The organism is Rhabdochromatium marinum (assembly GCF_016583795.1).
GTDB lineage: Bacteria > Pseudomonadota > Gammaproteobacteria > Chromatiales > Chromatiaceae > Rhabdochromatium > Rhabdochromatium marinum.
The window spans coordinates 1-23,414 of sequence record NZ_NRRS01000058.1 but is presented as its reverse complement, the minus strand read 5'-3'; the positions used below and the strand labels follow the sequence as shown (position 1 = coordinate 23,414).

19 protein-coding genes are annotated in these 23,414 nt (G+C 58.9%); 7 read left to right on the top strand and 12 right to left on the bottom strand.

Features of this window, described 5'->3' with window-relative positions:
* Nucleotides 1-134: 134 nt before the first annotated feature.
* The 3 genes from CKO36_RS14200 to CKO36_RS19840 are packed head-to-tail and all read right to left on the bottom strand — an operon-like array spanning nt 135 to nt 5,795.
* The gene (locus CKO36_RS14200; protein ID WP_200284869.1) at nt 135-1,811 is read right to left on the bottom strand and encodes a diguanylate cyclase; all 1,677 of its coding nucleotides are present in this window, start codon (nt 1,809-1,811) and stop codon (nt 135-137) included.
* On the bottom strand, nt 1,804-2,190 hold the full coding sequence (locus tag CKO36_RS14195) for a response regulator (protein WP_200284860.1): 387 nt from the start codon (nt 2,188-2,190) through the stop codon (nt 1,804-1,806). The genes CKO36_RS14200 and CKO36_RS14195 overlap by 8 nt, the downstream gene beginning before the upstream one ends.
* Entirely contained in the window at nt 2,187-5,795 is a 3,609-nt protein-coding gene (locus CKO36_RS19840) for a PAS domain S-box protein (RefSeq protein WP_338053491.1), read from the bottom strand. Before CKO36_RS19840 ends, CKO36_RS14195 begins: the two co-directional genes overlap by 4 nt.
* A 102-nt stretch (nt 5,796-5,897) precedes the next feature.
* Between CKO36_RS19840 and CKO36_RS14185 the strand changes: the two genes are divergently transcribed.
* On the top strand, nt 5,898-7,565 hold the full coding sequence (locus CKO36_RS14185) for a c-type cytochrome (RefSeq protein ID WP_338053490.1): 1,668 nt from the start codon (nt 5,898-5,900) through the stop codon (nt 7,563-7,565).
* Nucleotides 7,565-8,134 (top strand): DsrE family protein, encoded by a 570-nt coding sequence (locus CKO36_RS14180; RefSeq protein WP_200284858.1) that lies wholly within the window; start codon nt 7,565-7,567, stop codon nt 8,132-8,134. The genes CKO36_RS14185 and CKO36_RS14180 overlap by 1 nt, the downstream gene beginning before the upstream one ends.
* A 52-nt stretch (nt 8,135-8,186) precedes the next feature.
* On the opposite strand, the gene CKO36_RS14175 is transcribed toward CKO36_RS14180, so the two are convergent.
* Complete coding sequence (locus CKO36_RS14175) at nt 8,187-8,450, bottom strand: sulfur oxygenase reductase family protein (protein WP_338053489.1); 264 nt, start codon at nt 8,448-8,450, stop codon at nt 8,187-8,189.
* 177 nt (nt 8,451-8,627) lie between these two features.
* On the opposite strand from CKO36_RS14175, the gene CKO36_RS14170 reads away from it, so the two are divergent.
* Nucleotides 8,628-9,227 (top strand): HdeD family acid-resistance protein, encoded by a 600-nt coding sequence (locus CKO36_RS14170; protein ID WP_200284854.1) that lies wholly within the window; start codon nt 8,628-8,630, stop codon nt 9,225-9,227.
* Nucleotides 9,228-9,266: 39 nt separating this feature from the next.
* Nucleotides 9,267-9,929, top strand: coding sequence for a DUF599 family protein (locus CKO36_RS14165; RefSeq protein ID WP_200284852.1), 663 nt, complete (start codon nt 9,267-9,269; stop codon nt 9,927-9,929).
* 18 nt (nt 9,930-9,947) lie between these two features.
* Here CKO36_RS14165 and CKO36_RS14160 read toward each other — a convergent pair whose 3' ends face one another.
* Both CKO36_RS14160 and CKO36_RS14155 read right to left on the bottom strand, forming a co-directional pair.
* Nucleotides 9,948-10,511, bottom strand: coding sequence for a hypothetical protein (locus tag CKO36_RS14160; protein WP_200284850.1), 564 nt, complete (start codon nt 10,509-10,511; stop codon nt 9,948-9,950).
* Nucleotides 10,512-10,580: 69 nt separating this feature from the next.
* Complete coding sequence (locus tag CKO36_RS14155; protein ID WP_200284849.1) at nt 10,581-11,183, bottom strand: hypothetical protein; 603 nt, start codon at nt 11,181-11,183, stop codon at nt 10,581-10,583.
* Nucleotides 11,184-11,441: 258 nt separating this feature from the next.
* Between CKO36_RS14155 and CKO36_RS14150 the strand changes: the two genes are divergently transcribed.
* Nucleotides 11,442-12,779 carry an OmpP1/FadL family transporter gene (locus tag CKO36_RS14150; RefSeq protein WP_200284847.1) on the top strand — a complete coding sequence of 446 codons (1,338 nt, stop codon included), beginning with the start codon at nt 11,442-11,444 and terminating at the stop codon, nt 12,777-12,779.
* 51 nt (nt 12,780-12,830) lie between these two features.
* Nucleotides 12,831-13,163: an anti-sigma factor antagonist gene (locus CKO36_RS14145; protein WP_200284845.1), complete on the top strand. Its 333-nt coding sequence runs from the start codon at nt 12,831-12,833 to the stop codon at nt 13,161-13,163.
* Here CKO36_RS14145 and CKO36_RS14140 read toward each other — a convergent pair.
* From CKO36_RS14140 to CKO36_RS14120, 5 genes are read right to left on the bottom strand one after another with little or no spacing between them, the layout of a single operon-like run.
* Nucleotides 13,120-13,578, bottom strand: coding sequence for an ATP-binding protein (locus tag CKO36_RS14140; protein ID WP_200284843.1), 459 nt, complete (start codon nt 13,576-13,578; stop codon nt 13,120-13,122). The genes CKO36_RS14145 and CKO36_RS14140 overlap by 44 nt on opposite strands.
* Before the next feature lie 3 nt (nt 13,579-13,581).
* A complete protein-coding gene (locus tag CKO36_RS14135) occupies nt 13,582-14,460 on the bottom strand; it encodes a sulfotransferase family protein (protein ID WP_200284841.1) in 879 nt (292 codons plus the stop codon).
* Nucleotides 14,441-15,592, bottom strand: coding sequence for an ABC transporter substrate-binding protein (locus tag CKO36_RS14130; protein ID WP_200284839.1), 1,152 nt, complete (start codon nt 15,590-15,592; stop codon nt 14,441-14,443). Before CKO36_RS14130 ends, CKO36_RS14135 begins: the two co-directional genes overlap by 20 nt.
* Nucleotides 15,593-15,601: 9 nt before the next feature.
* Nucleotides 15,602-17,017, bottom strand: a complete 1,416-nt coding sequence (locus CKO36_RS14125) for an SLC13 family permease (protein ID WP_200284837.1) — start codon at nt 17,015-17,017, stop codon at nt 15,602-15,604.
* The gene (locus CKO36_RS14120) at nt 17,014-19,305 is read right to left on the bottom strand and encodes an ABC transporter substrate binding protein (protein WP_200284835.1); all 2,292 of its coding nucleotides are present in this window, start codon (nt 19,303-19,305) and stop codon (nt 17,014-17,016) included. The genes CKO36_RS14125 and CKO36_RS14120 overlap by 4 nt, the downstream gene beginning before the upstream one ends.
* A 196-nt stretch (nt 19,306-19,501) precedes the next feature.
* Between CKO36_RS14120 and CKO36_RS14115 the strand changes: the two genes are divergently transcribed.
* Entirely contained in the window at nt 19,502-20,194 is a 693-nt protein-coding gene (locus CKO36_RS14115) for a thiol:disulfide interchange protein DsbA/DsbL (RefSeq protein WP_200284833.1), read from the top strand.
* 17 nt (nt 20,195-20,211) lie between these two features.
* Here CKO36_RS14115 and CKO36_RS14110 read toward each other — a convergent pair whose 3' ends face one another.
* Entirely contained in the window at nt 20,212-23,286 is a 3,075-nt protein-coding gene (locus CKO36_RS14110; protein ID WP_338053487.1) for a class I SAM-dependent DNA methyltransferase, read from the bottom strand.
* Nucleotides 23,287-23,414 lie beyond the last annotated feature (128 nt).

Here is a 23,414-nt window from a genome sequence, read left to right as displayed (position 1 = left end):
GGCTCACTTCGATGGTGATCTCTTCGCCCGAACGCCGAACAACCGTGGCCATGATCGCTCCTCGCCTCATCATTTACAGAGGCTTAGAGCATACTCCTCGAAATAACATCTTGTCGAGGCCGCACCCTGATCACCTAACATTCAGGCGAGCGGATCGAGCGCACTTGATTGCGCCCACCATGCTTGGCTGCATAAAGCGCCTCATCCGCTACGATGAGGAGTTGCCCGTCGTCGGCATCCGGATGTTCACGGGTCGAGGCGATACCGGCGGACAAGGTGCAATGAAATTCCTGGCCGTCATGCAGGAACGGCAACCCCTCAAAGCGCGCGCGAATATCTTCCAACACGTTTTGCGCCATAGGCAAATCACTGTTGGGAAGAATCACCACGAATTCTTCCCCGCCATAGCGTCCGATGCTATCGGATTTGCGTAAACGTTGTTTGAGCAAATGAGCCAGGGCCAGAATCACACGATCGCCGATAGCGTGTCCGTAAGTGTCGTTGACTTTCTTGAAGTGGTCGATGTCCAGCATGGCCACCGAGAGTGCGCGCTCCGTGCGCTGGGCACGAGCGAGCTCACGCACCAGACTCTCTTTGATGCGCGCATGCTTGAGCAACCCGGTCAGGCTGTCCTTGGTCATCAGGTTGGCCAACTGGCGGAAACGTGCGGCACGCACGCGCACTGCGGCGACCAGTTCGGTATCCGAGATCGGTTTGGTGAGAAAATCATCCGCACCGCTGCGCATGGCCAAAAGCTGCTTGTCGCGATTTTGTTCAGCCGACAGGTAAACAATGGGCAGGCCGAGCAAGTCATCGTGGTGGCGAATCACCGTGGCTAACTCGGGTCCCGAATACTCGGGCATATGCATATCCATCAGCACCAGTTCCGGGTGAAAGCTTCCAACCGCCTCGATCACCTGCTCTGGCTTGTTCAGGACTTCCACATCCATGCCATCCGCGCCCAGCACCAGACGCAGATGCTCGGCCAGGTCCCGGTCGTCATCCACGATCAACACCCGATAGGGCGCCGCGTGGCGTTCTTCCAAAATGCGCTCGATGCGATCCACCAGCCGCGGAATATCGAGTGGCTTCAGCATAAAGCCATCGACTCCGAGCCGTGCGGCACGCATCCGCGTGGAGAAGTCGCCTTTGGCGGATACCAGAATCACCGGACAGTGCAACGCCTGAAAACTGGCGCCAGTCATGAGTGCTTCCACTGCGCCTAACTCTTCTTCCGTCAAGTGCAGGTCCATCACCAGGCAATCTGGACAGCCATCCTGAAAGGTCGCCGCCAGTGCATCGAACCGAGTGTAGAGATGCGGCTCGTAGCCAAACTGTCCGAGTAGATGCACCAGATGCTCACCCAGCGGAATCTCATCCTCCACCAGCCAGATGGCGATTTTACCGCTGCTGCCAGATACTGTGGTCTTCGCTCTCGGTGCCTGCATCAGTGCCTGAGTCGGGGGCGCTTCGCGTAGCTGGAGATGGTCGCTCAAGACCGCCACCCCGGCGGCAAAGCGCCGTCGCTGGGCGCGATCGATCGTCAGCGTCGCTTGACTCAGCCATTGATTGGCCTCGATCTCGAGCGCACGCGCCGCCTCGCTCAGCGTCTCGAAACCGAACGAGCCTCCCGAACCCGCAATACGGTGCAAACACTGATGCAGTGTTTCCAGGGAGGGGCGGATGTCCGCCTCGCCCTCGAGCGCATTGGCCAGGCGCGCCAATTCGCGCAGCTCATCGCGCGTGCGTTGGGCAAACGCCTCGCCGATCTTGGCGAGCTCAGCCGCCAGGTCAGTGGGAAGCTTAGCCACTGGATTTCCCCCACAGGGCACGCACCTGATTCGCCAATTGCATGGGTTCAAAGGGCTTGGGAATCACGTCCAAGGCGCCAAGGGACTTGAGCTGCGCGATCTCTTGCGGTTGTACCTTGGCGGTCATGAACGCCACGGGCGTTCGTGCCAAAGCTGGATGCTGGCGTAGCGCCGCGAGCGTGGATGGACCGTCCATTCCGGGCATCATGACGTCGAGCAGAATCATATCGGGCGCGAAGTCTTCCGCCACAGCCAGAGCCTCTTCCCCGGAAGAACAGATCTTGACCGTGAAACCACCCACGGCTTCCAGGGCGATCTTGGCGACGGCTTGAATGTCAGGTTCGTCCTCAACATAGAGAACGCGGTTCAATTCGGTCATGGCGATGATTCCTGATGTTGTTGAATGCGGCCGCCAAGTGCATCGAGCAGCATTGTTGGCGTGATCTGGGATTTCAGCAAAACCGCTTCGACCTGCTGTGCCTCGGTTTGTGACACTTCCATACTCGATAGAATCAGAATCCGTGGCTGGGAGGGCTGGCGACGCATCAGCGGCAGCAATTCCCAACCTGAACCGTCGGGCAGATTCAAATCCAGAATCGCCAGATCGTAATTCGTTTTGGCTAACAGGTCACGCGCTTCGCTCAGGGTCGCCGCATGGTCGAGCTGGTAGTGATGACCGATCATGGTTTTGATGACCTGATGCAGATCCAGATCGTCTTCAATATGCAAGATGTGTTCAGAACCTGCTTGGTACAAGCGGGCGGCGTCGGGATCGTCTTCCACCACCAAAACCAGAGGACCATTGTTGGAATGGTCTGAATCCGACATCGGCTGATTACCAACCCGTTCGTGCCCGCTCGCCAAGACTGGCAGTTCGGCCCAGAAGGTGGCTCCCTCACCAATGATTGACTCAAACCCGACCGTGCCGTCCATGCGTTCGACCAGCTCCTTGGTGATAGCCAACCCCAGCCCGGTCCCCCCGCGCTGTCGGGTGTCGGAGGCATCAGCCTGCGAGAATTTCTTGAACATCCGGGAACGGAATTCGCGTGGAATACCTGGCCCGTGATCCCGCACCCAGATCCTGACATGGGTGCCACGCAGCTGTACGCCAATCTCGACCGTGCCGCCCTCGGGTGAGAACTTGGCAGCGTTGGAGAGAAAATTGGCCAACACCTGCTGCAAGCGCTGGCTGTCGACCCGCACCGCGATCTCCCCGGCAATCCGTTCGGTCAGTTCAAAACGCACCCCGCGCGTCTCACCATAGGCCAGATTGGCGGTCACCGCCTGCTCCACCAGGGGCATCAGGGCAACTTCCTGCAGATCGAACTGCATTTTGCCAGCCGCGATCTTTTCCATATCGAGCAAATCGTTAATCAGGTAGCTCAACCGCTGACTGTTGTTGTGTGCGATCTCCATCAGCGGGCGCATGGTTGCCGACAATTCGCCGAGGGCGCCCCCAAGCAACAGCCCCAGGGAGCCGGAAATCGACGTCAGGGGGGTACGCAGCTCATGGCTGACCGTGGAGACGAATTCGTTCTTCATGCGCTCCACCCGCTTGCGCTCGGTGATGTCGCGCACCGCGCCGATAAACATTGGCTGATCCTGACTGCTCACCTCAGAGACGGCGAGTTCCATCGGGAAAACGCTCCCGTCCTTGCGCCGTCCCCGCATCTCCCGGTTAACTCCAATCACCCGCGCCACCCCCGTCGTCAGATAGTTACGCATGTAGCCGTGATGGGCAAGGCTCTGGGGCTCAGGCATCAACATGGCAACATTTTCGCCGATGACTTCATCTGAGGAATAATCAAAGATCCGCAGCGCCGCCGGATTGGCCGAAGCAATCACGCCTGTGCGATCAATGGTGATGATGCCATCAACCACATTATCGACAATGGCCTGGGTCTGCTGAGCCTGATCACGGATGGCGTGCTCATTACGTTTATGCTCCGAGATGTCCTGAATGATCGACCAGATGCGCGTACCCCCTGGATCTTCGATGATCACGCCGTTCAGCAGTACCGGATAGCGGCTGCCATCCTTGCGAATGTACTCCTTCTCGTAAGGGCCATAGCGGCCGGTGGACTTCAGGCTTTCGAGTTGGACTTGTTCCTGGTCGCTATACTCCCTGGGGGTGAGATGCCAGTAGTTGAGCGCGAAAAATTCCTCCCGGCTGTAACCGGTTGGTGCGATCAGGGCGTCGTTGATTTCAAGGAAAGCACCGCTGGCCAGGTCGTTCAGGGCAATCCCCAGGGGTGAGAGTTCGAACAGGCTGCGCAGGCGCAGGTTGCTCAGTTGCAGCGCATCCTCGGCATGCTTCTGCGCCGTAACGTCCGACTCGATGGCCATGAAGCCATAGATCTGGCCATCGGCATCCGTCAAGGTATTGCAATCGATGTTGATCCAGTAAGACCTGCCTGCACGGGTGTAATTAAGGAGAGTTTCGTTAAACGGCTGCCGGGCAGCGACGGCGGCGCTGATGCGGGCGACAGTGCCCTGATCAGTTTGCGGGCCCTGGAGAATCTCGCCCGGTTTGCGGCCAAAAACATCATTCAGTGAATAACCGGAAATGCGGGTAAAACCTTCGTTCACCCATTGCGCCCGCCCCTCAGTGTCGGTGATGATGACACCATTGGTGGTCTGACGAGCCACTTGCGAGAGTCGCTCCAGTTGCTCAGTGCGCAATGCAACCTGGGCTTCCAGCCCAGCCTGGGTCGCACGCAGCTCTGAGAAGCTGGCGGCCAGGCTATGCGCCATGTTTTCCAAGCGTATCGAAAGATCATTATACTCGCGCAGTGGATGTTTGGGCAGCTGCGGTTCAATCCCTTGCGCCACCGTCGCCGCCAAGTTTGCGCCCAGGACGCCAATTTCGCGCAATGGTCGGCTGAGCCAATCACTGAGCAGGGCTGCCACCGAGATACCGATCAGCAACAGCAGCACCAAAAACCCAAACAGCAGCACGCTGCCCCGTTCCAGAGCCGCCACTAGAGGCGCGGCCGGCGCCTCCACCACCACCTGTGCGAATCCGGTCACCGCAACCGGCGCCGTCAGCCAATAGCGACCTTGCTTCCAGCGTTTCATCAGCGGCTGCTCGCCACTGGGCATCCAGATTTGCAATCCTGCAGACGGCGGGATCGGAGAGGGCTCAGCGTCATCCAGGCTGTCGAGTTGCCCGTGTTTGGCCTGGATTTTGCCGGTGGCATCGAGCACCGCGAGCCCCATGCCTGGTCTGAGTCGCTCGCGCGCCATCGCCTCGTCGAGCTCCAGGCGCCCTTCGCTGGCCTGCCGTTCCATGCGCAGCGCCAAGTGGTCGAGAATTCCTGCCAATTCGATCCGCAGCCGCTCTTCCAGTTCGGCGTGCTGCTGATAACTCCTGTACACCAGAGGTACGCTACCAGCCAACAGAATGGCCACCAGCATCAGATGGAAGATCAGATCGCCCATGCGCAGGCTGCCTGGGACTCGGAACCGGGGCCACAGCAAACGTACACTGATCACTAACAACCCGGCCAGCAGCGCGTTGAAAATCCCGTTCAGCGGTTGCTTGAGCGCAATCTGCACGACCGCTGACCACGGCAGACCGATAAATTGACCGTAGAACAGCATCACCAGGGGCGCGCCTAGAACCACCCAGAAGGCCATGTCAGCCAGCACCAGGTTGAACCGCCAACGCCAGTACAGCCACCCAACCAGCAGCGGCTCAAGCGTCATAATGACCAGCGCATAGGGATGTCCCCAGAGCACCCAGGTATAGAGGCCTCCGGCACATCCAACCAGCATGGCGGGCAAGGGGCCGAGCAAGACCACCGCCAACATGGCAAAGACGGAGCCAAAGATAAACACCACCCCGAAGGCCAAAGGCATGGCCAGGATATTGCCAACAACGGCCAGTGCCGCCAGAACCAGGGTAGCCAGAATCGAGGTGAGAAGGCCCGGTGCCGACTGTTGCAGGAAACCTCGGTTGAACAGTGACAATCCAGCGTTCACAAATACGTCTCGGATGACAAATGCGCCATAATCATTGGGGCCGAAGTCAAGCGTTCCTAATTGGATTGCAAGAGCTGGTACTGTATAAAGATTTGGGAAATCGTGAAAGTTTTTTCAATCCCAATGGCTGAGGAGCTGATTCCCATGGTGCATGTATCTTTGCGTTTCATACTGGTGGCAATGCTTCCGGTCCTGATGCAAGCACCACAGGCGGTGGCGGGCGACAGTGAGCGCGGCGCCAAAATCGCGCGCGCGGGTACAGCAACCGGCGTGCCCCCCTGTATGAGCTGCCATGGCCCGCGCGGCATGGGACAAGGACCGGCCGGTTACCCGCGCATTGCCGGTCTGGATGCTGGCTATATCGCGCGCCAGCTGCTGGCCTTCCGCGATGGCACACGCGAAAATCCGGTCATGGACGCCCTCATCAAGCCATTGACGCAGCAGAACATCGACGATCTTGCAAGCTACTATGCTGCGCTGCCGCTGTCCGAGCGTCAGGTGCCGGCACCAAGTCCGGAGCAAACTGAAGTCGCCAGTGTGCTCGCGCGCTTTGGCGACTGGGCCGGGCGTGCGCTACCCGGCTGCGGGCAATGTCATGGGCCGGATGGGAATGGCATTGGTGCTGGCTTTCCGGGGATTGCCGGGCAGCATGCCAACTATCTCAAGGCACAATTACTGGCTTGGCGCACCGGCAAGCGCTCAAACGACCCCTCGGGGCTCATGGCCAGTGTGGCCCAGCGACTGACCGAGGCTGAGATCGACGCACTCGCCGCGTACTATGACGCCCAGCCGGCCGGGTCGCCAGTAGCAACCAGGACTGTGCCCGCAACGCCCCCGGAAGCCTCCCCTGAAGCCCCCCAGCCGGACAGAGGCACTGTGCCTACCAGCCAGACAGCTTTCCAGCCACCGCCGCGCACCGCCCTGCCGTCAGGACCACTCGGCGAAGCCGTGCGCCTGGGACAGGCGATCTTCGTCGCTACCAACACACATCCACTGTCAGCCCCCTTTGTCGGCAATCGCTTGGCCTGTCAGCATTGCCACCTTGATGCCGGACGCCTGGCCAACTCAGGGCCGCTCTGGGCGGCCTGGGTTGCTTATCCTGAGTACAAGCCCAAGAATCATCGCGTAGACACCTTCGCCAAGCGCGCTCAGGGCTGCTTTGTTTACTCACTGAATGCTCAGGCCTCCGCAGCAGGTGGCGCGCCTGCCGTCGATAGCCGGGTGATAGATGCCCTGGTCGCCTATAGTTACTGGCTGGCAACCGGAGCACCCACCGGCAACAAGCAGATGGCCGGGCGCGGCTACCCGAGCGTTGAACTCCCCGCTCAAGCCCAGGGTGCGGGCTTCGATCCGGCCCGTGGCGCGCGCGTGTATCAGCAGCAGTGCGCGCTCTGCCATGGTGAACAGGGTGAGGGTGTCAGCGATGCGAGCGGGCGCACACTGTTCCCGCCCTTATGGGGGGCGCATGCTTACAACTGGGGCGCCGGAATGCACCGCATCGACATTGCGGCGGCCTTTATCAAGCACAATATGCCGCTGGGACAACCGGAGTCATTGAGCGATCAGCAGGCCTGGGATGTCGCGGCTTTTATCAACCGCCACGAACGCCCGCAAGACCCGCGCTTCGACGGTGATCTGGCCGTCACGACAGCGCGCTTTCACACAACCCCTTTCGATGAATATGGCAAAGTCCGGGCCGCCGATGGTCATGTGCTCGGCTCGCAGCCAGCGTCTTCAACACCCCTGTCGCCAACTGGAGAGCAAGACTGATGAAATCACCGATCATTCGCTTTCATGCCCAAGCCCTGCTGGTTGCATCATTATGTGCAACATCATTCGCCTTGAGCGCCGACGAAAAGGTCGCACAGTGGCAGGCACCGGTCATTGATGGTTATGGCTATATCAATCCATTGCCAGACGCAGAGTTTCAGCCGGATCCGGATGCCACATACAAAGTGGTCTTCGATATTGCCAAGGGCGAGCCGAGTGCGCACGCCGTCAACCAGGGCTTATGGCATGTTGCGCGTGTCGTTAATCTCTTCGGCCAGGAGGGTCAGCCGGCTGACAATCTCGACATCGTGGTCATCCTGCATGGTGGCGCGACGCGCGTGGTGCTGAAGGATGATAGCTACAAGGCGCGTTTTGGCACCAAGAACCCCAATGTGGAATTGCTTGGCAAGCTCAAGGACGCCGGCGTCAAGCTCTATGTGTGCGGGCAAGCCATTGTCGATAGTGGCTTCTATTATCCAAATATTCGCGAAGATATCGGCATCGCTCTCGGCGCCCTGGCCGCCGAAATCGAACTGGGGGCTCAGGGTTACACCGTTATGAAACTCTGAACCATCCCCCCACCCCGGAAGCAGTATCCCCGGGGTAGCCAAACGCCGAGCGTTAGCGCAAACCTTGCAGGATTTCGCGATAAGTGTGCTCGCTGAACATGCTATCCGAGATACGCACGGTCGGCTTGCTCAGACAGTTGTCCAGCACCTTGGTCCCATGCACCTGCAAAATCTCCGGCTTGACGTTGACATGCGGCATGCTGGTTTGGGCGTAGTGCATGTTCTCGAACTCGACCATAGTGATGTACTCAGCCGGGAGGGGAGCGGCAGAGCAGGCATTGGCCTCTGCGCGAAATTGACAATTATCAATCTGCACATGACATCCGGGCGCTCTACGAGGTTTTCAATGCCCGAGCGGCGCTGATTGTTACGGCGGTATCCGGTGCTTGCAGGTGGCAGGTCATTGCGCTGATACTCGGGCGTCGGCTTCTGCCTACAGCCAACGCCTGTTCGACTCCGAGCAGGGTTTAAATATCAACAGAAGGTTTTTATTATGTCCACAAACAGTGAGATTGATATAGCGGAAATTCAGGAAACTCTTTTTGGTAATGTCAAGAAGAACTGGGGTTGGCTGCTGGCCCTGGGAATCGTTTCGCTCGTGCTTGGCACCTTCGGCTTTTATATGACGTTTGCGCTCACCCTGGCGAGTGTCCTGTTCTTCGGAGTACTGATCCTTGGGGCGGGCATCCTTCAGCTCGTGCATGTCGTTACCTGCAAGGGTTGGAAGTCCGTACTCTGGCATGCCCTGATCGCGCTGCTCTATGTGGTGGCCGGTATCGATATCATCATGAACCCGGAGCGTGCATCCGTAGTGCTCACGCTGGTGCTGGCAGCTATTCTAATCGCGGTGGGTGTGCTGCGTAGCCTCATGGCCTTTCAGCTTAAGCCCGTGGCAACGGGTTGGTTCTGGCCGCTGCTCTCGGGCCTCGTGTCCATCCTGCTGGGTGGCATGATCATCGCTGAATGGCCAGTCTCCGGCTTCTGGGTGATCGGACTCTTCGTAGCCATTGAACTCATTCTTAGTGGCTGGTCAACGGTTTTCGTCGCGCTTGCCGCGCGCCGGGCGGCACAGGATGATGTAGTCAAGGCATGAGCGCGACAAATTCGTGCGCACTAATTCGTGGTGAACAATGTGGCGTCTATTGTGATTTCCGCCGAAACCTTTGAACTCAGTCTGGCAGGTGCCGCCTTTTCGCTGTTGCTGGTGTACCATCTGTACCACGCTTGGGAAGTCAGGGCGCACCCGGGCCGCACTTCCTTCGGGCGCAACTCCCAGGCGCGTGCGCGCTGGGCTGAACATGTGGTGCAAACAACCGGGACAGAAATTTTGGCGGTGCAGACCCTGCGCAACCTGACCATGGGAGCGACCCTGCTGGCCTCGACCGCCATTGTGCTGGCGCTGGGTATCCTGAGCTTTGCGCTCAGTTCTGATGGAGTTGATCAGCTCAACAGCATTGTGCACATCGCTGGGGTGCGCAGTCATACGCTGGCCATCAGCAAGGCTTTGCTGGCGGTGTTGATCTATCTGATCGGCTTCGTGAGTTTTTCGCTGTGCATTCGCTTCTACAATCACGCCGCCTTTCTGCTGAACGTACCGCCCCCCGAGGGAGCATCGCCAGATCCGACGGCGGCTATGCATGCAATCAGTCGCGGCGCTGGTGCCTATAACTTTGGCATGCGCAGCTATTATGTTTCCATTCCGCTGATGCTGTGGCTGCTTGGACCGATTTGGCTCTTTTTCGGCGCGGTGATGATGACGCTGTTGATCTACCGTCTGGACCACGATTACGGGTGATGTGCCGAGGGCGCGGCCTCAGTTGTTCGGAAAAATAGACAGAGGCCGCGACATGACATCGACGTCGCGACCAATACCGCCGACAGTTCCGGTCATGTCGATCAACTGCCGATCCATGGTGTATAGCGTGTTGCCAATAGATATCATATGGTTTTCAATCAAATCCATTTGCCCGGCAACGCTAAGAATATCTTCTCGCATACCACCAAGATGGCCACCCATGGCATCGACAGAGTGAAACATTGACGGCATGGTGGCTACCTTGGTGTCCATCTGGACAACGGCCTGTTCCATGCCCTCCATATCCGCTGTAACACTGTCGAAAGCCGCGCGCATCTGCTGTATGTCATCCGCCATATTAACCATGTAACGGGTAATTTCATCCATGCGACTGGTAAAGGTGGCTACCAAGGCCAACATGGCGAGCATCATCACCACCATGCCGATCATCGTAAAGCGAATAATACGATTGATGCGCGTCGTACTGCGAACGCTATTGTGCTTGAACACAAACATCATGTCTTGATGCAAATCCATGAAGCGATCTGCGGCATCCAACGTGGCTTGGCGATCTTCTGGCATTTTATTTCGCTGTGTTATTTTGTTGATTGTCTTTAGAACTGCCTGTGAATTATCTTTGAACGTGTTTGGCTATTGGCCAAAAAAAGGCATCATTCGCATCGGGCTGCTCATCTGATTGACATTGTGGCGCATCCGAAACATGTCACGATTGAGCACGCTGAACGCCTGATTCATCTCACCCATGTGTTGATCAATGCCGATGATGGTCTGGCTAACACTGGCAACATCGGGCGAGATGCGGCCCATAGCGCCGGCGATGGCACCAATATCATGGCGCATCCCCTGAAGCCTGGTTGCCATGGGCGGCATCACGGCAATATGGTCGTTCATCTGGCTAACCCCAGTTTTAATGTTGGTGATGCGCGCCGCCACCTGGTCGAAATCGCGTTGCATGACATCAATTTCCCCATACATGCTTTCCATGCGATACGTAATGACCCCCATGGAGCCGACCAGACTCCAGATCAGATAGAAAATGGGCGGTGTTAGCAGCAGCATCACCACCAACGCGACCCGGCCAATCAATTGGGTGCGCTGATTGGACTGGCTGTGACGGTAGTCGAGATCCTCTTCCCGCTTGACCGCTTCCTCAAGGCGCTGATTAATCAGCTGCCATGCCTCAAGCTGCACGGAGCCAGCGCTGTCATCGGAAGTAGTGGCTGTTGTGGTCACGATAGTTGTCACCCTGAGTTAAGGTCGATATGCGTGCGACGGTGCAATAGCATGCGTTCAGCATAGCTCGATTTGGGGAGTCTGCGTAGCTTCAAGCTGGAACTCTTTGAATACATTGAATGAATTGCAAGATACACTCATTCCGGAAACCAACAAAACGCTGGTCATCTTTCAGAAACTCCCTTAGTATAAAGCCCTCAAAAAAAAACACAATTAGAAAATCTATTCACAATAACCAACGCAGGAAACCAAGCCTTTATGAAACCCACCCACATTGGCTGCACAGTGGCCCGTTTCTGCCGTCTAATCCTGATAGCCAGCACCAGCACTGGCATCGCCATCACAAACACAGTTCAAGCCTCAGGTTTTGCCGTGCCTGAAATCTCCGTTGCAGGACTTGGAACCGCCAATGCCCTAGTGGCGAATGCAGACGATCCGGGTGCCTTTGCCTTCAATCCTGCGGCTATGGTCTTTCATGATCGCAACTCCATCGCCGCTGGAGGCCTGTTCATCGGACCTGATTTCTCTGTCCGTACTGCGAATGGCCGACAAGAGAGCCAAGGGGCTGATTGGCTCGTCGCTCCCATGATGCAAGCCGCGATCAAACTCAATGATCATTGGTGGGCGGGGCTCGGCATCAACGCGCCATTCGGGCTCGAGACACGCTGGGCAACCGGAACCTTCGAGCCCTTGACCTTCACCACCACACTGCCAAACGGAGCTGAAATCCCGATCAGCCCTCAGCCAACCCAGAGCAAGCTTGAGACCATCGACATCGTCCCCACGCTCAGCTACCGCGTCAATGACCAATGGAGCCTCTCTGCCGGAGCCGACATCTACTGGCTCAAATCTGCTCAGCTCAATTCCTCCCTGACCGATCTCAGCGGCGACGGCACTGGCTGGGGATTCAACCTCAGCACCCTCTATCAGCAAGGCCCCTGGAGTCTAGGCGCTAATTTTCATTCCGCTGCCACCGTGAAAGTCACCGGCAAGTTTCGCCCACTCAACCAAAACCTGGCTGCGCTCTATATCCAGAGCGGCGGTCTGATGGGCCTGCCACCGGCTCAAAGTGCAGAACTTGACCTCAACTTGCCCTGGCGATTGCAGCTCGGTGCACGCTACAAATTGACCCCCAAACTCGCCGTCGAATTTGATTGGACGCGCATGGGCTGGAGCGAATTCGACCGCATTCAGGTCGAAAGTCGCGACACCGGCCAAGTGCTGCTTGAAGATCGCAACCAATGGCAGGACGCGAGTGCCTACCGCCTTGGCGTGACCTTCAAGCTGACACCAGAAACCCTGCTGCGATTTGGCTATGCCTACGACGAAAACGCCCAGCCGGATGATTATTTCAGCGCGCGCGTCCCGGATAATGACCGACAACTGTTCAGCCTTGGCGTCTCCCAACAGTTGAGTGACACTTGGCGTATCGACGCCGGATACACTTTTGTGATGTTTGAAGACCGGGATTTCGATGGGGTACGCCCCTATAATCCGTATCAGGCGCCCGCCGACATCAATGGAACCACCGCCATTGCAGGCGAATACCAGAGTCAAGCCCATTTGATCGGGATAGAAGTCTCCATGAGCTTCTAGCTCAGGCCGGTTATTTTTTGAATTTCATTGTGAAACAACGGAGGTCAAGCCGTGACGGCAGAATATCTTGAGCAGGATGGGGTGCTGGTGGTGCAGCCGGGCAAGCGCCTGGATACCACAACTGCACCTGAAGTGGGTCGTGAGTTATCCACGCGGATTGAGGCTGGAGCGAATCGTGTGGTGTTCAACTTCCAGAATACCGACTATCTCTCTAGCGCCGGGTTACGGGTGATGATGGTCGCGGCCAAGGCGACCGCGAAAAACGGCGGTGGTGTCGCCCTGTGTGGCGCCAATACGCATGTCAAGCAGGTGGTGGAACTGTGCGGGATGGAGTCGCTGTTTAAGATGGCGGGGAATCTGGACAAGGCGGTGAAGCTGTTGTAAGCCCCGCTTCAGGCAAGCGTTTCACCATGCGCAAATGATTGCGGCCATCGCTGCGACGGTAAATCAGCTCATCGTTCAGAGTCTTAACCAGATGAATGCCAAGCCCTCCGATCGGGCGGTCCTCAAGTGGGGCATCAATGTGATCGGGGGGCATGGCGACGGTGGGATCGAAGGGCTGACCGTCATCGCTGATGTCGATCATCAGGCACCCGGCATCAAGCTGGAGTGCAACCTCAATGTCCAGTGATCGGTCGCCGAGCTTGCCGTGTTTGAGGATATTGACCACCATTTCCTCCAGACTCAGGATGGCCGCATGCACGGCAGCGAAGGGAACGCCGGCCTCCATGAGGTAGCTTTCGCTCTGCTCAATGAGCTGTGCGACGGCATCCGAGGTGTCGCTGACATGAACTTTCATCGCTCACCCCCTGTAGCCAAACTGCCGTAAGCTGTCCGCCACCTCGGCGGGTGGCTCATGCAGCGCTTGGGCGTCGGTCGCTTGCCAGGCGCCAATGGACTGGGGCGGTGCGACCAAGCGTGCGCCGCGTTCAAGCGCTGCATCGGTGACAGCGTAACCCAAATGCCGATAGATGTGTTCCAGTGTGTCGCGCGGATGGGTGCAAAACGCCTCATAGGAGACATGCAGATAGCCGGCGCCGAGCCAATGCACGCCATCGGTGGCCGCGCGACGGTTGCCCAGCGACCACAGCTGGAGCTGGGCGGCGAGCGGATCGGCGGGCAGCCCCGACTCCCGCAGCAGCGCAGCACCATGCTTGCGCAGGAGGTTGCGGTTGCTGCTGAGAGCCAGGTCACGACCATCGCGTACCAAGTGGATAAAACGCAGGCCCGGATAGAGTCCGGCCAGGAAGGGAATCACCCACATGGAACGCGGGTTTTTCCAGCCCCAGGCGGCGGTGGGATCGGGCATGCCAAAGCGATGCGCGCGGATCATGCGCAGGAACCGATGCTCGAGTTCAACGCGCTGTTTAGACGCCTGTTCAGAATGGGGTTCACCACCGATGGCCATGGCCTGATCGAAGTGGCGTTGCAGAAAAAACCGCGTCGCCAGGCCATCTTCGGTGCGCGGATTGCGCCAGCGACCCATCCAGATACCGGCCAGATGCAGCGCCTGGGCCAGCACCCGGGTGCCCGAGCCGCCATGGGCGCCAATCACCACCGGTGGCAGCTGCTCCACGCGGGGTTCCGGTGGCAGCAGCGGCAGAATGCCGAGCCGAAACAGGTGAAACCACAGGTTGGCGCTCGTCAGACTGTTATTGCTGTCACGGCTCAGATTCAGCATGAGTGACGAACTCCCGTTGGGGGTTCACAGGTGACGCATCTTGACCGACGAGGGAGCGCTCCGGCTTCTGACCGGTGACACCGGGATCGGATTCGATATAGGTAAAGGTGGCACGCGCGAAGGTTTCGTAGATTTGTGGTAACTCCAAGCGTCGCTGCTGGAGGGACGCCTCGTTGATAGCAACAATATAGTGTTGGGGATTTACCCAGGCGAGCGTGCCACCGCGCTGGTGACTTTGCAGCAGCGTCGCAGCCAGGGTCGCGGCCACCTCACCCTGTTCAAAAGGGGAAGCGCCCACGGCAATGGCGGCGCCATCCTCAACATTAAACACATTCAGACCGATGACCGGAATCGGCGACACCGCCTCGGTCCAGTGCATCACCTCGGCGGGCGGCACCAGGGTCGGATCCTCCGGACTGCGCCGGAGCTTGCGGTAATTGGCGACCATCAGATAGTCCCCGGCGCGATCCTCAAGTGAACGAATGTAGGCCTGCCAGCTTGGGTAATCTTCGGCAACAAAGACGCCGACAAACTCCAGCGGCGCCCAGTCGAAGCGCTCGACCCGTTTGCGATCACGCGCCATGGATTCGGAAGGATCCATCAGATAATACATGCGCGCGCCGCGTTGCGGATCCTCGCTGTCGCGTTCAAGCGTTGTGACCAGCTCCTTGACCGCGCGCAGCGGTTTGCGCTCAAAGATGCCGGTAACATTGTCGGCCCCCTGGTATCCGTAGGGTGCCACCGAACCATTGACCCCGGCAAAGACGATGTTGATCTGCGGATGATCAACATAGAAGCGCGCCGCAAGCGATTGCGCCGGGTCATCGACAGCGATCAGCACATCGGGATCGAAGCGGTCAATCGCGCGCCGTGCGACCTGGCCGACATAGCGTAGCGCCTGCTCGTCATTCAGGCGCTTGGCATTCATGTAGTGATGGCTGAGGCTATAGTTGGTCCAGTCGTCGGCAATGTGGTCAATGCCAGTATCGATATCCCGAGTCCAAGCATATTGGGCATCATAGCTTTGCAGGATCATCACCCGCGGTTTGGTGGCATTGAACCAGATGCCAAAGAGCACCAGCCCGATAAAGAACAGGCTGCTCAGGATTAAGGCAATGGGACTTTGTTTCATGGCTGGCTGTTATAACACGCCAATGTGCTTCCAAAACGGGATGGCAATCAGCAATGCTGCAAGCTTGAAGGGAATCAACAGCAGGTGAAAGAGGCGCATGCGCACGACATCCCGCGACACCCCGCTGGTCAGGCGATCATAAAGAAAAATGTAGGGCGACTGATGCGCAAAGAAGGCCGTCTCCGCCAGCACCAAGAGCACAAAACCCACCGCCCAGGGTGAAATACCCGCCTGGCTGGCAATGGGCAGCAAAGCAGCGGCGAAGACGATAATGGCCTGATTCAACGGGATCACCAGCCGCGCGAGCAAAAACACTGCCGCCAGCAGCAGCACAAAACGTCCGAAATGCTGCTGCATGTCCAGACCCAGCCAAGCCAGATGCGCCACGATGAAGTCATCAATCCCCAGATGATTCATGGTCGCGATGATGCCAATTAGGCTGCCGAGCAGCGCCAGAAAGGCCCAGTCAATACGGGCAATAAAGGTATTGCGCGACAGACTGCCAAGTAACAGCAGCAGACACAGCACCCCAAGGGCCAAATATTGGATATCAATGCGATGCCAGCCGATGGTGAGGATCCCAAGACCGAGCAGGCTGATGCCCACCAGCGCGATCCATTCGGTCGAGGTGGTCGGCCCCAGCGCGGCCAGTTCCGCGCCGATACGTTCACGCGTATCGGGCACCTTCGCGAAGCTGCGGCGGAAAAACCAGGCGGCGCACAGCCCGTAGGAGAGCACCAGTACCAACCCGGTGACCGAGGCGGCATACGCCCAGAAGATGAAATCGTAGGCCTGCTGATCCTGCGGGGGCAGCAGCGCGAAGATCATGAGATTCGCTGGCGCCGCCGTCAGGAAAATCGGTGCCAGATAATGGACCGAATCGAGTCCGGTGGTATAGAGCATGGTGGAGGCTCGGGTGCGAGTCGCCTCATCCCAGCCGTTGGCGATCTGCTCGACGACTGGCGCCACAATGGTGGCACGCCCGGCGATGGTCGGCACCATGGGGGTGAAAATCGCCCCAGTCATAAACACCGCGATCTGATGACTCAGCGTATGGGCCGGCAGATGATGCAGCAACATCAGGCTATAGCGTCGCGCAAGCCCGGATTCCACCACCACAGCACCCAGCCCCAGCACGCTCAGGGTTAGCAGAAAGGCATTGGAGGAAAACCCCGACAACACCACAGACTCGGGCGCCAAGCCAAACACCAGAAACGCCAGCATGGCCATCAGTGCCGGGACGAAGTCTGGCAGCAGGGACAGAAACCACAGCAGCAGCGTAGTGGCGACTGTCGCGCCGAACATGCTGATCTGCCAGTCGGCGCCCTGGCTCCACAGGGTGGTAAAGGCCGCTGGCGGCATGGCCAGCACCGCCAACCAGGGCAGCCAGTCGGGCCAGCGGTCGCTTGCCTGTACCTGACTCACAACGACGGCTCCGTCACCCGCATGGTCAGCACCGTAATGTCATCGGCCTGGCTGGCGCCTTGGGCGAACTGGTGCAACCTGTCCATCAGCGTGGTGTCGATCACCTCGGCGCTGGCGCCATTCAGGCTGGACAATAGCTGCTCAAGGCGTTCCTCGCCATAGAGCTGTTGGCTGGCATCCGCCGCCTCGGTGACGCCATCGGTGTAGATGAACAGCGTCTCGCCCGGTTGCAGATGCAGCTGATGCGGTCGATAGGTGGCGCCTTCAATGACGCCCAATGCCGGTCCCGAGCGTCCGGTCAGCGCGACCGGCTGACCATTGCGGTCGATGTGGTAAGGCGGGTTGTGGCCGGCATTGACATAATGCAACAGGCCGTTGGTGGGTTCGAAAATCCCCAGGAACAGCGTTACGAATAGACATTGCTCGTTGTCGCGAACGAGTTCCGCATTGACCTTGTTCAGAATGATTTCCGGTCCCAGGCCGGGCTCGGCCTTGGCGCGGATCAGGGTCTTGGCCACCGCCATAAAGAGCGCGGCGGGAATCCCCTTGTCAGCCACATCCCCCACGGCAATGCACAGATGCGTCTCGTCAATGGCAAAAAAGTCATAGAGATCACCACCCACCTCCTTGGCGGGCAGCAAATGGGCGTGCAAATCGATTCCAAAGGGCCCCGTCACGGTCGAGAAGGCGTGCGGCAGCATGCTGAGCTGAATCTGGCGCGCGGTTTCGAGTGACTCTTGCAGTTTGCTCTTTTCGAGTTGCTCAATCGCCATGGAAACATTGCTGGTCAGAATCTCCAGCAAATCCTGATCGATATCCTCGAACCGACGCCGCCCACTCAGATGCACCAGATTGCCCACCAGGCCGCGGGTGCGAAACAGGGCCACGCATTGATTGCCGGACACCAGGCTGCCGCCTTTTTCGACCGCTCGGCGAATCAGGCTGTCATCCGCAGCGCTACCGGAATCAGCCGGCTGGGTGGTGGTCAGCGGGATCAGTTCCTGCGGCTTGTAGTGGTGCAGTGGTCCGGTGTAGTTATAGACCGCGACACAGTCGATGCGCTGTTCGAGGAAAATAATCCGATTGATAATCGAGATCAGCTTCTCCTTGATCTCGGCAGCGGAATGCAGTTCCAGGACCGAACCCATCGCCACCAGAATATCCTGCAAACCTTGTTGTGCGCGTTTGCGTTGGCGAATATTAAACAGCAGAATCAAAATAAAACCAATCAGCACCACAAAAACGCTGAGCACAATGCCAATCAGGGTGCGGTACTTGTAGAAAAAGGTCTCAGGTTGATTCAGGATAATGCTGTCCTGGGGCAGTTCGCTGAAGTTGATATGAAAGCGCCTGAGTTGTTCATAATCGAACATAAAGGAGTTCGGGCTATCCATGATGATCGGAATACACTCGGCCTTTTCGCCGTTCAGGATGCGCTGCGCGATCTGCGCAACCACCCGTCCCTGATAATAGGCGCTCTTGACCTTACCGCCGAGCACTCCCTCGCCAATCATGTAATCGACTTGGCCAAAGACGGGAACCGGACTGCTGTTGCTAATCAGTGGAATGGCTTCCTGAGGGGCAAAATGATGACCGGCGGCATCCTGGAAGAAGGTCAAATAAAACACCACTGAATCGTCTGAGAGCTGGGTTAATTTTGCGCTCAATTCAGCCATGTCAAGGCCGGTGAAATAGTGGAAGCGAAAGCGTGATTGAAAGTCTTGCGCCGCCCGGTCAAATTCGCGGCGAATCATGCGCCCGGCCGTCAGGTTATCAGCAATAACATAGATGTGCTTAACCTCTGGTATGAGCCGGGCAATCAACTCGATATTGTCGTGGAAATCAGCCTCTTCATTGACGCCGGTCACCTTGGTCAAGCCCTGAATTTTTGACAGCTTAAAATTATTGATGCCGGCAAAGACAATTGGCACCTCAGCAAAGAGCTCGGCCCCATAATCGCGCAGAAAATCCAGCGCATCGTCATCGGTCGCGATAATGACATCGAAGGAAACATCGCGGAACTTACGCCGCAACAGGCGCGCGAGGTTGGCAAAATGGCCGGCCGAGTTCGACAGCTTGGTGTCCATGAACTCCAGATGCAGCACCACATCCGGATTATTCGCAAAGACATCCTGAATGGCGCGGACTTCATTATCCGTCCAGGCATAGCCGATATTGTAGGAATTGAGCACCAGTACGCGTTGTTTTCCGACGCTGCTGATGATGTCCTCATCCTCGGCTAGAATGCGCGCATCGGCCTTAGGCACGCCGCTCGCCCCGGTTGGCAACGCGTCAATCCGCTGAGCATGGCTCGAATGAACGACCACCGATGCCATGATGGCGCATAGCAGCAGCCACCGAATGAATCTTGCCGTGCTGCGGGGCATGCTGGGAGGTATGCTGGGGGACACTGTGGAGGGCTTAGGCAGGTTTTGACGATTGCAGGTGCTGGTGATCATAGTCGATTAGGCGTTGGGAGTGCTTATGCGAATCCAAACTCACCGCAGCTTCGCTGACTTCAGTTCAGCCGGCTGCCTGGCCGCGCTGCTGATGCTCACCACGGCGGCGGGACATGCTCAGCCTTCGAAAACCGGCTATGCGATCCTGGCTGATCCACCGGTGCTCGCACCCTGGCAGCCCACCGAGTTGCTTGAGGTCTTCTGGTTTGGCTGTCCGGATTGTGCGCGCTTGCAGCCGCTGCTCGACGAGCTGCTGCAACAGCTACCGAAATCGGTGGAGGTGCATCGTCTTGCAGCGATCGCGCCCGGTTGGGAGCCAAGCGCGCGCGCCTTCTATGCGGCGGCGGAATTGGGCGCGCAGGACCTGTTCTATCAGGCACTGATGCAGGCTGAGCGCAATGGATATGATGGGCGCGATGGTCAACAACCACCGCGAACGCAAGATGAGCTGATCGAATTCGCAGCCAGCCTGGGGCTGGATGCAAACGCCTTCACAACCGCCTGGGCTTCACCTCAGGTCAGTGCCGCTGTCGAGCGCGCCGCGCAGCTCACCAAGCGCTATGGCATCGACGGCGTGCCAAGCCTCATCATCAACCGACACTATCGCGTCAGTCTGGCACTGACCGGCGGACTGCCGCACCTGCTGGAGGTCACCGAAGACCTGTTGCGCACCTCCATTGCCAGTCAACAAACGGGTGCAAACCGGGTGCGCCGCTAATCCAGTCAGATTGCCGGTTAGCGGTTGAGCCGGTAGCGCTCGCCCTCGCGTTGGAGTAGGCCGAGGGATTCGAGGGTGGCGAGGATTTCTGCGATCTTGGGGGCGGTTCTTTTTGGGTCCGAGAAGTCCTCGGTCAGTTCCTCCAGGCTGCGGGCTTGTTTGCCGAGCGCGGATTTGACGACGGCGACTTGTTCCGGGATGCCGGCGCGCGCGGTTGGGAATTTTAGTTTGGCCTTTTTCGGCTTGGCGGTGGTGGTCGCGGTGGCGGGCGTGTCGAGGTCGGCGGTGTGTTGTTCGCCGGTGGTGGTGGCGGGGGCTTGCGGGTTTTGGTAGTCGGGGCGCAGCCAGCGGATGGTGCCTTGGGCTTCCTCGGCGGCGCGCTCGGCGTTCAGGGCGACCAGGCGCGTTAGGAGTTCTTCCTCGGCTTGGAGCTGGTCGGCTGGCTTGTCCGGCCAGGGGCAGGTGGCACCGGGGCGGCCGACCAGTTGTTTGGCCAGATCCTGCCAGCCGTAGGCGGCGAAGACGGCGGTGTCGAGTTGGTCGTGCAGTTCGCGCAGCAGGGTGACCAGGCCCTGGTTGCTGATGGCTTGTTCTTTTTCTGTCAGCGGTGTTTGGTGGCGCTGGGCGTCGAGAACGTTGTAGATGCCGGTCAGGGTCAGCTTGGGATGCTTGGCTTGCTGGCGTTTGCGGTGGGCGTCGATCTGCTCAGCGAGATCGCGGATGGTAGCGATTTGAGTGTCATCGGTGGTGGGGAACGGGAAAGTCTCGAAGCAGCGGGTTTTGTTGTAGCGCGGGTCATTGCCGACACCGAGGCGGCCACCGGTTGCCAGCGCCCAGGCACCATGCAAGCGGCTTGATGGCACACCAAGCAAGAATGCATCGTCGCTGGCGATATTGACCAGCATATTGTCGGGTAGCACGTTGGCATCGAGCCAAGTGAAAATGCGGTGTTTGGTCGTTTCCACGGTTGCAATGTAGCGGCTCAACCCGGCGCTCATCGCTCGCCAGTCCTTCCGCGGTTCGCCGAAAATCCACCAGTGATTGCGATAGGATGCACGATTGTTTTGATCCCTTTCAGGCTTCACCCGTTCTAGCACGCGCTGATAGATGGCCGGATATCGCTCGCGTACTTGCTCGACATTCAGTCCGAACAAATCGATGACCTTCACCCCACGCGGACACTGGGTGAGATCGCGACCGTTGCGATAATCGCGTACCACCGCTTCCAAGCCAGGTTCATGCCCTAGACCGAGCGCATGGGCTTCTTCATCGGTGACGATAAATCCAGGTCCGATCAGTTGCACACCTCTCGATGAGACGGACGAATTTGCAATAAGCGGCTTGGCCCCGGCTATATCCGCCCCAATCGCCAAATCCGCAAACAGCTTCCCTTCCCGCTCGCTCAATTCCACCGCCCGCGCATCCTCGTCTCCCGAACGCTCGGCCGTGACCTTGCGCAGCAGTCCCGGTTGCTCGCCCGGCGCGCCGACGGTCATGGCGATGCGCACTTGCGCGCCGTCGCTGGCCTCCACCCAGGGGTGATCCGGCACCGCGAATACCAGCGACAAGGGCGCCTTGGGATCGTTCAGATGCGGCTCAAGCACGCGGCGATTGAAGGTCTGGCGCAGGCTGTTGGTGGTGATGAAGCCGAAGCGGCGCGCCTCGCCCTTCCTGACCTTTTCGGCGGCGATCTGCCACCAGTACATGACGAAGTCGGCGGAGTCCGGTACCTGACCGCTGTAGACGCTGCGCACGGCATCGACATAGCCATCGCCCAGGGCGCGGCGCATGCTGGCGGCGCCGATGAAGGGCGGATTGCCGACGATGAAATCGGCCTCCGGCCACTCGGCGCGGCGCGGGTCGAGATAGCGGTAGACCGGCAGGCGCTGGGTTTCGTCGGGGATTTTCTCGCCGGTGATGGGGCTGACCTTGACGCTGCGCCCGTCCCAGACGGTAACAGCCTGTCCCTGGTCGTCGAGCAGCGGTTCGCGAGCGCCGGCCTCGATCAGCGCATCGCGGCACTGGATATTGTGGAAGTCGCGCAGCACCGGCTCGGGCGGATTGACGTGGCCGTAGGTGCGAAAATGCCATTGCAGGTAGCCGATCCAGAGCACGATGTCGGCGATGCGCGCAGCACGCGGGTTGACCTCCAGGCCGAGGAATTGGTTGGGGCCGACGGTGAAGCCTTCGAGCTCGAAGCTCGCGGATTTTTGCAGGCGGCCGAGCACATCCAGGACTTCGCCTTCCAGGCGCTTCATATGCTCAAGCGCGACATAGAGAAAGTTGCCGCTGCCGCAGGCGGGGTCGAGCACGCGGGTTTGGCACAGGCGACCGTGGAAATTGCGCACCTCGGTGATGGCATCCTTGGTCTTGCCCAGGCGGGCGTGGTTTTGCGCGGCGACCTGGACATCTTCCCAGTCGGCGCGCAGTGGCTCAATGACCGTGGGCATGACCAGGCGCTCGACATAGGCGCGCGGGGTGTAGTGGGCGCCGAGCTTGTGGCGCTCGTGCGGGTTCAGGGCGCGCTCGAGCAGGGTGCCGAAGATGGCCGGCTCCACCTGGCGCCAGTCGGCGCGGGCGGCGTCGATGAGCTGGCCGATTTGCTCGGCCGTCAGCGGCAAGGGATCGGCGCCCTCGAACAGGCCGCCGTTGAAGCGCAGCACTTGGATCATCAAGACGCCGCAGAAGCCGCCGCTGTTCATGCTGTGCCACAGGCTTTTGAGCGCATCCGGGAAGGCGTCGGGCTTTTCCTGGAGCCGCGCGAGTAGCTCGGAGAAACTCTCGGCCGGGAGCAGGCCGACATCCTCGGCGAACATGGTAAACAGGCAGCGCGACAGGAAACCGGCGACGCGCTCAGAGTCCGCGCCCGTTTCCTCAAGCGACTTGGCCAGTCCGGCGAGGGCGTCGGCGATCTGGCGGGTGACGCGGCCGGCATAGCGGCTGGGATCGAGGCTTAGCGGATCGAGCCAGAGCGCGCGCAGGCGATCGCGGATCGCTGGCGTGCGCAGTTGCTCGAGTTCAATGCGGTGGGTACGGGCGTCGGGAAACGGGACGTAGTGGCCCCCGGAACAGGTGAATTCGGAGAAGAGCACGGGGTGCGGCCTCGACAAGATGTTATTTCGAGGAGTATGCTCTAAGCCTCTGTAAATGATGAGGCGAGGAGCGATCATGGCCACGGTTGTTCGGCGTTCGGGCGAAGAGATCACCATCGAAGTGAGCC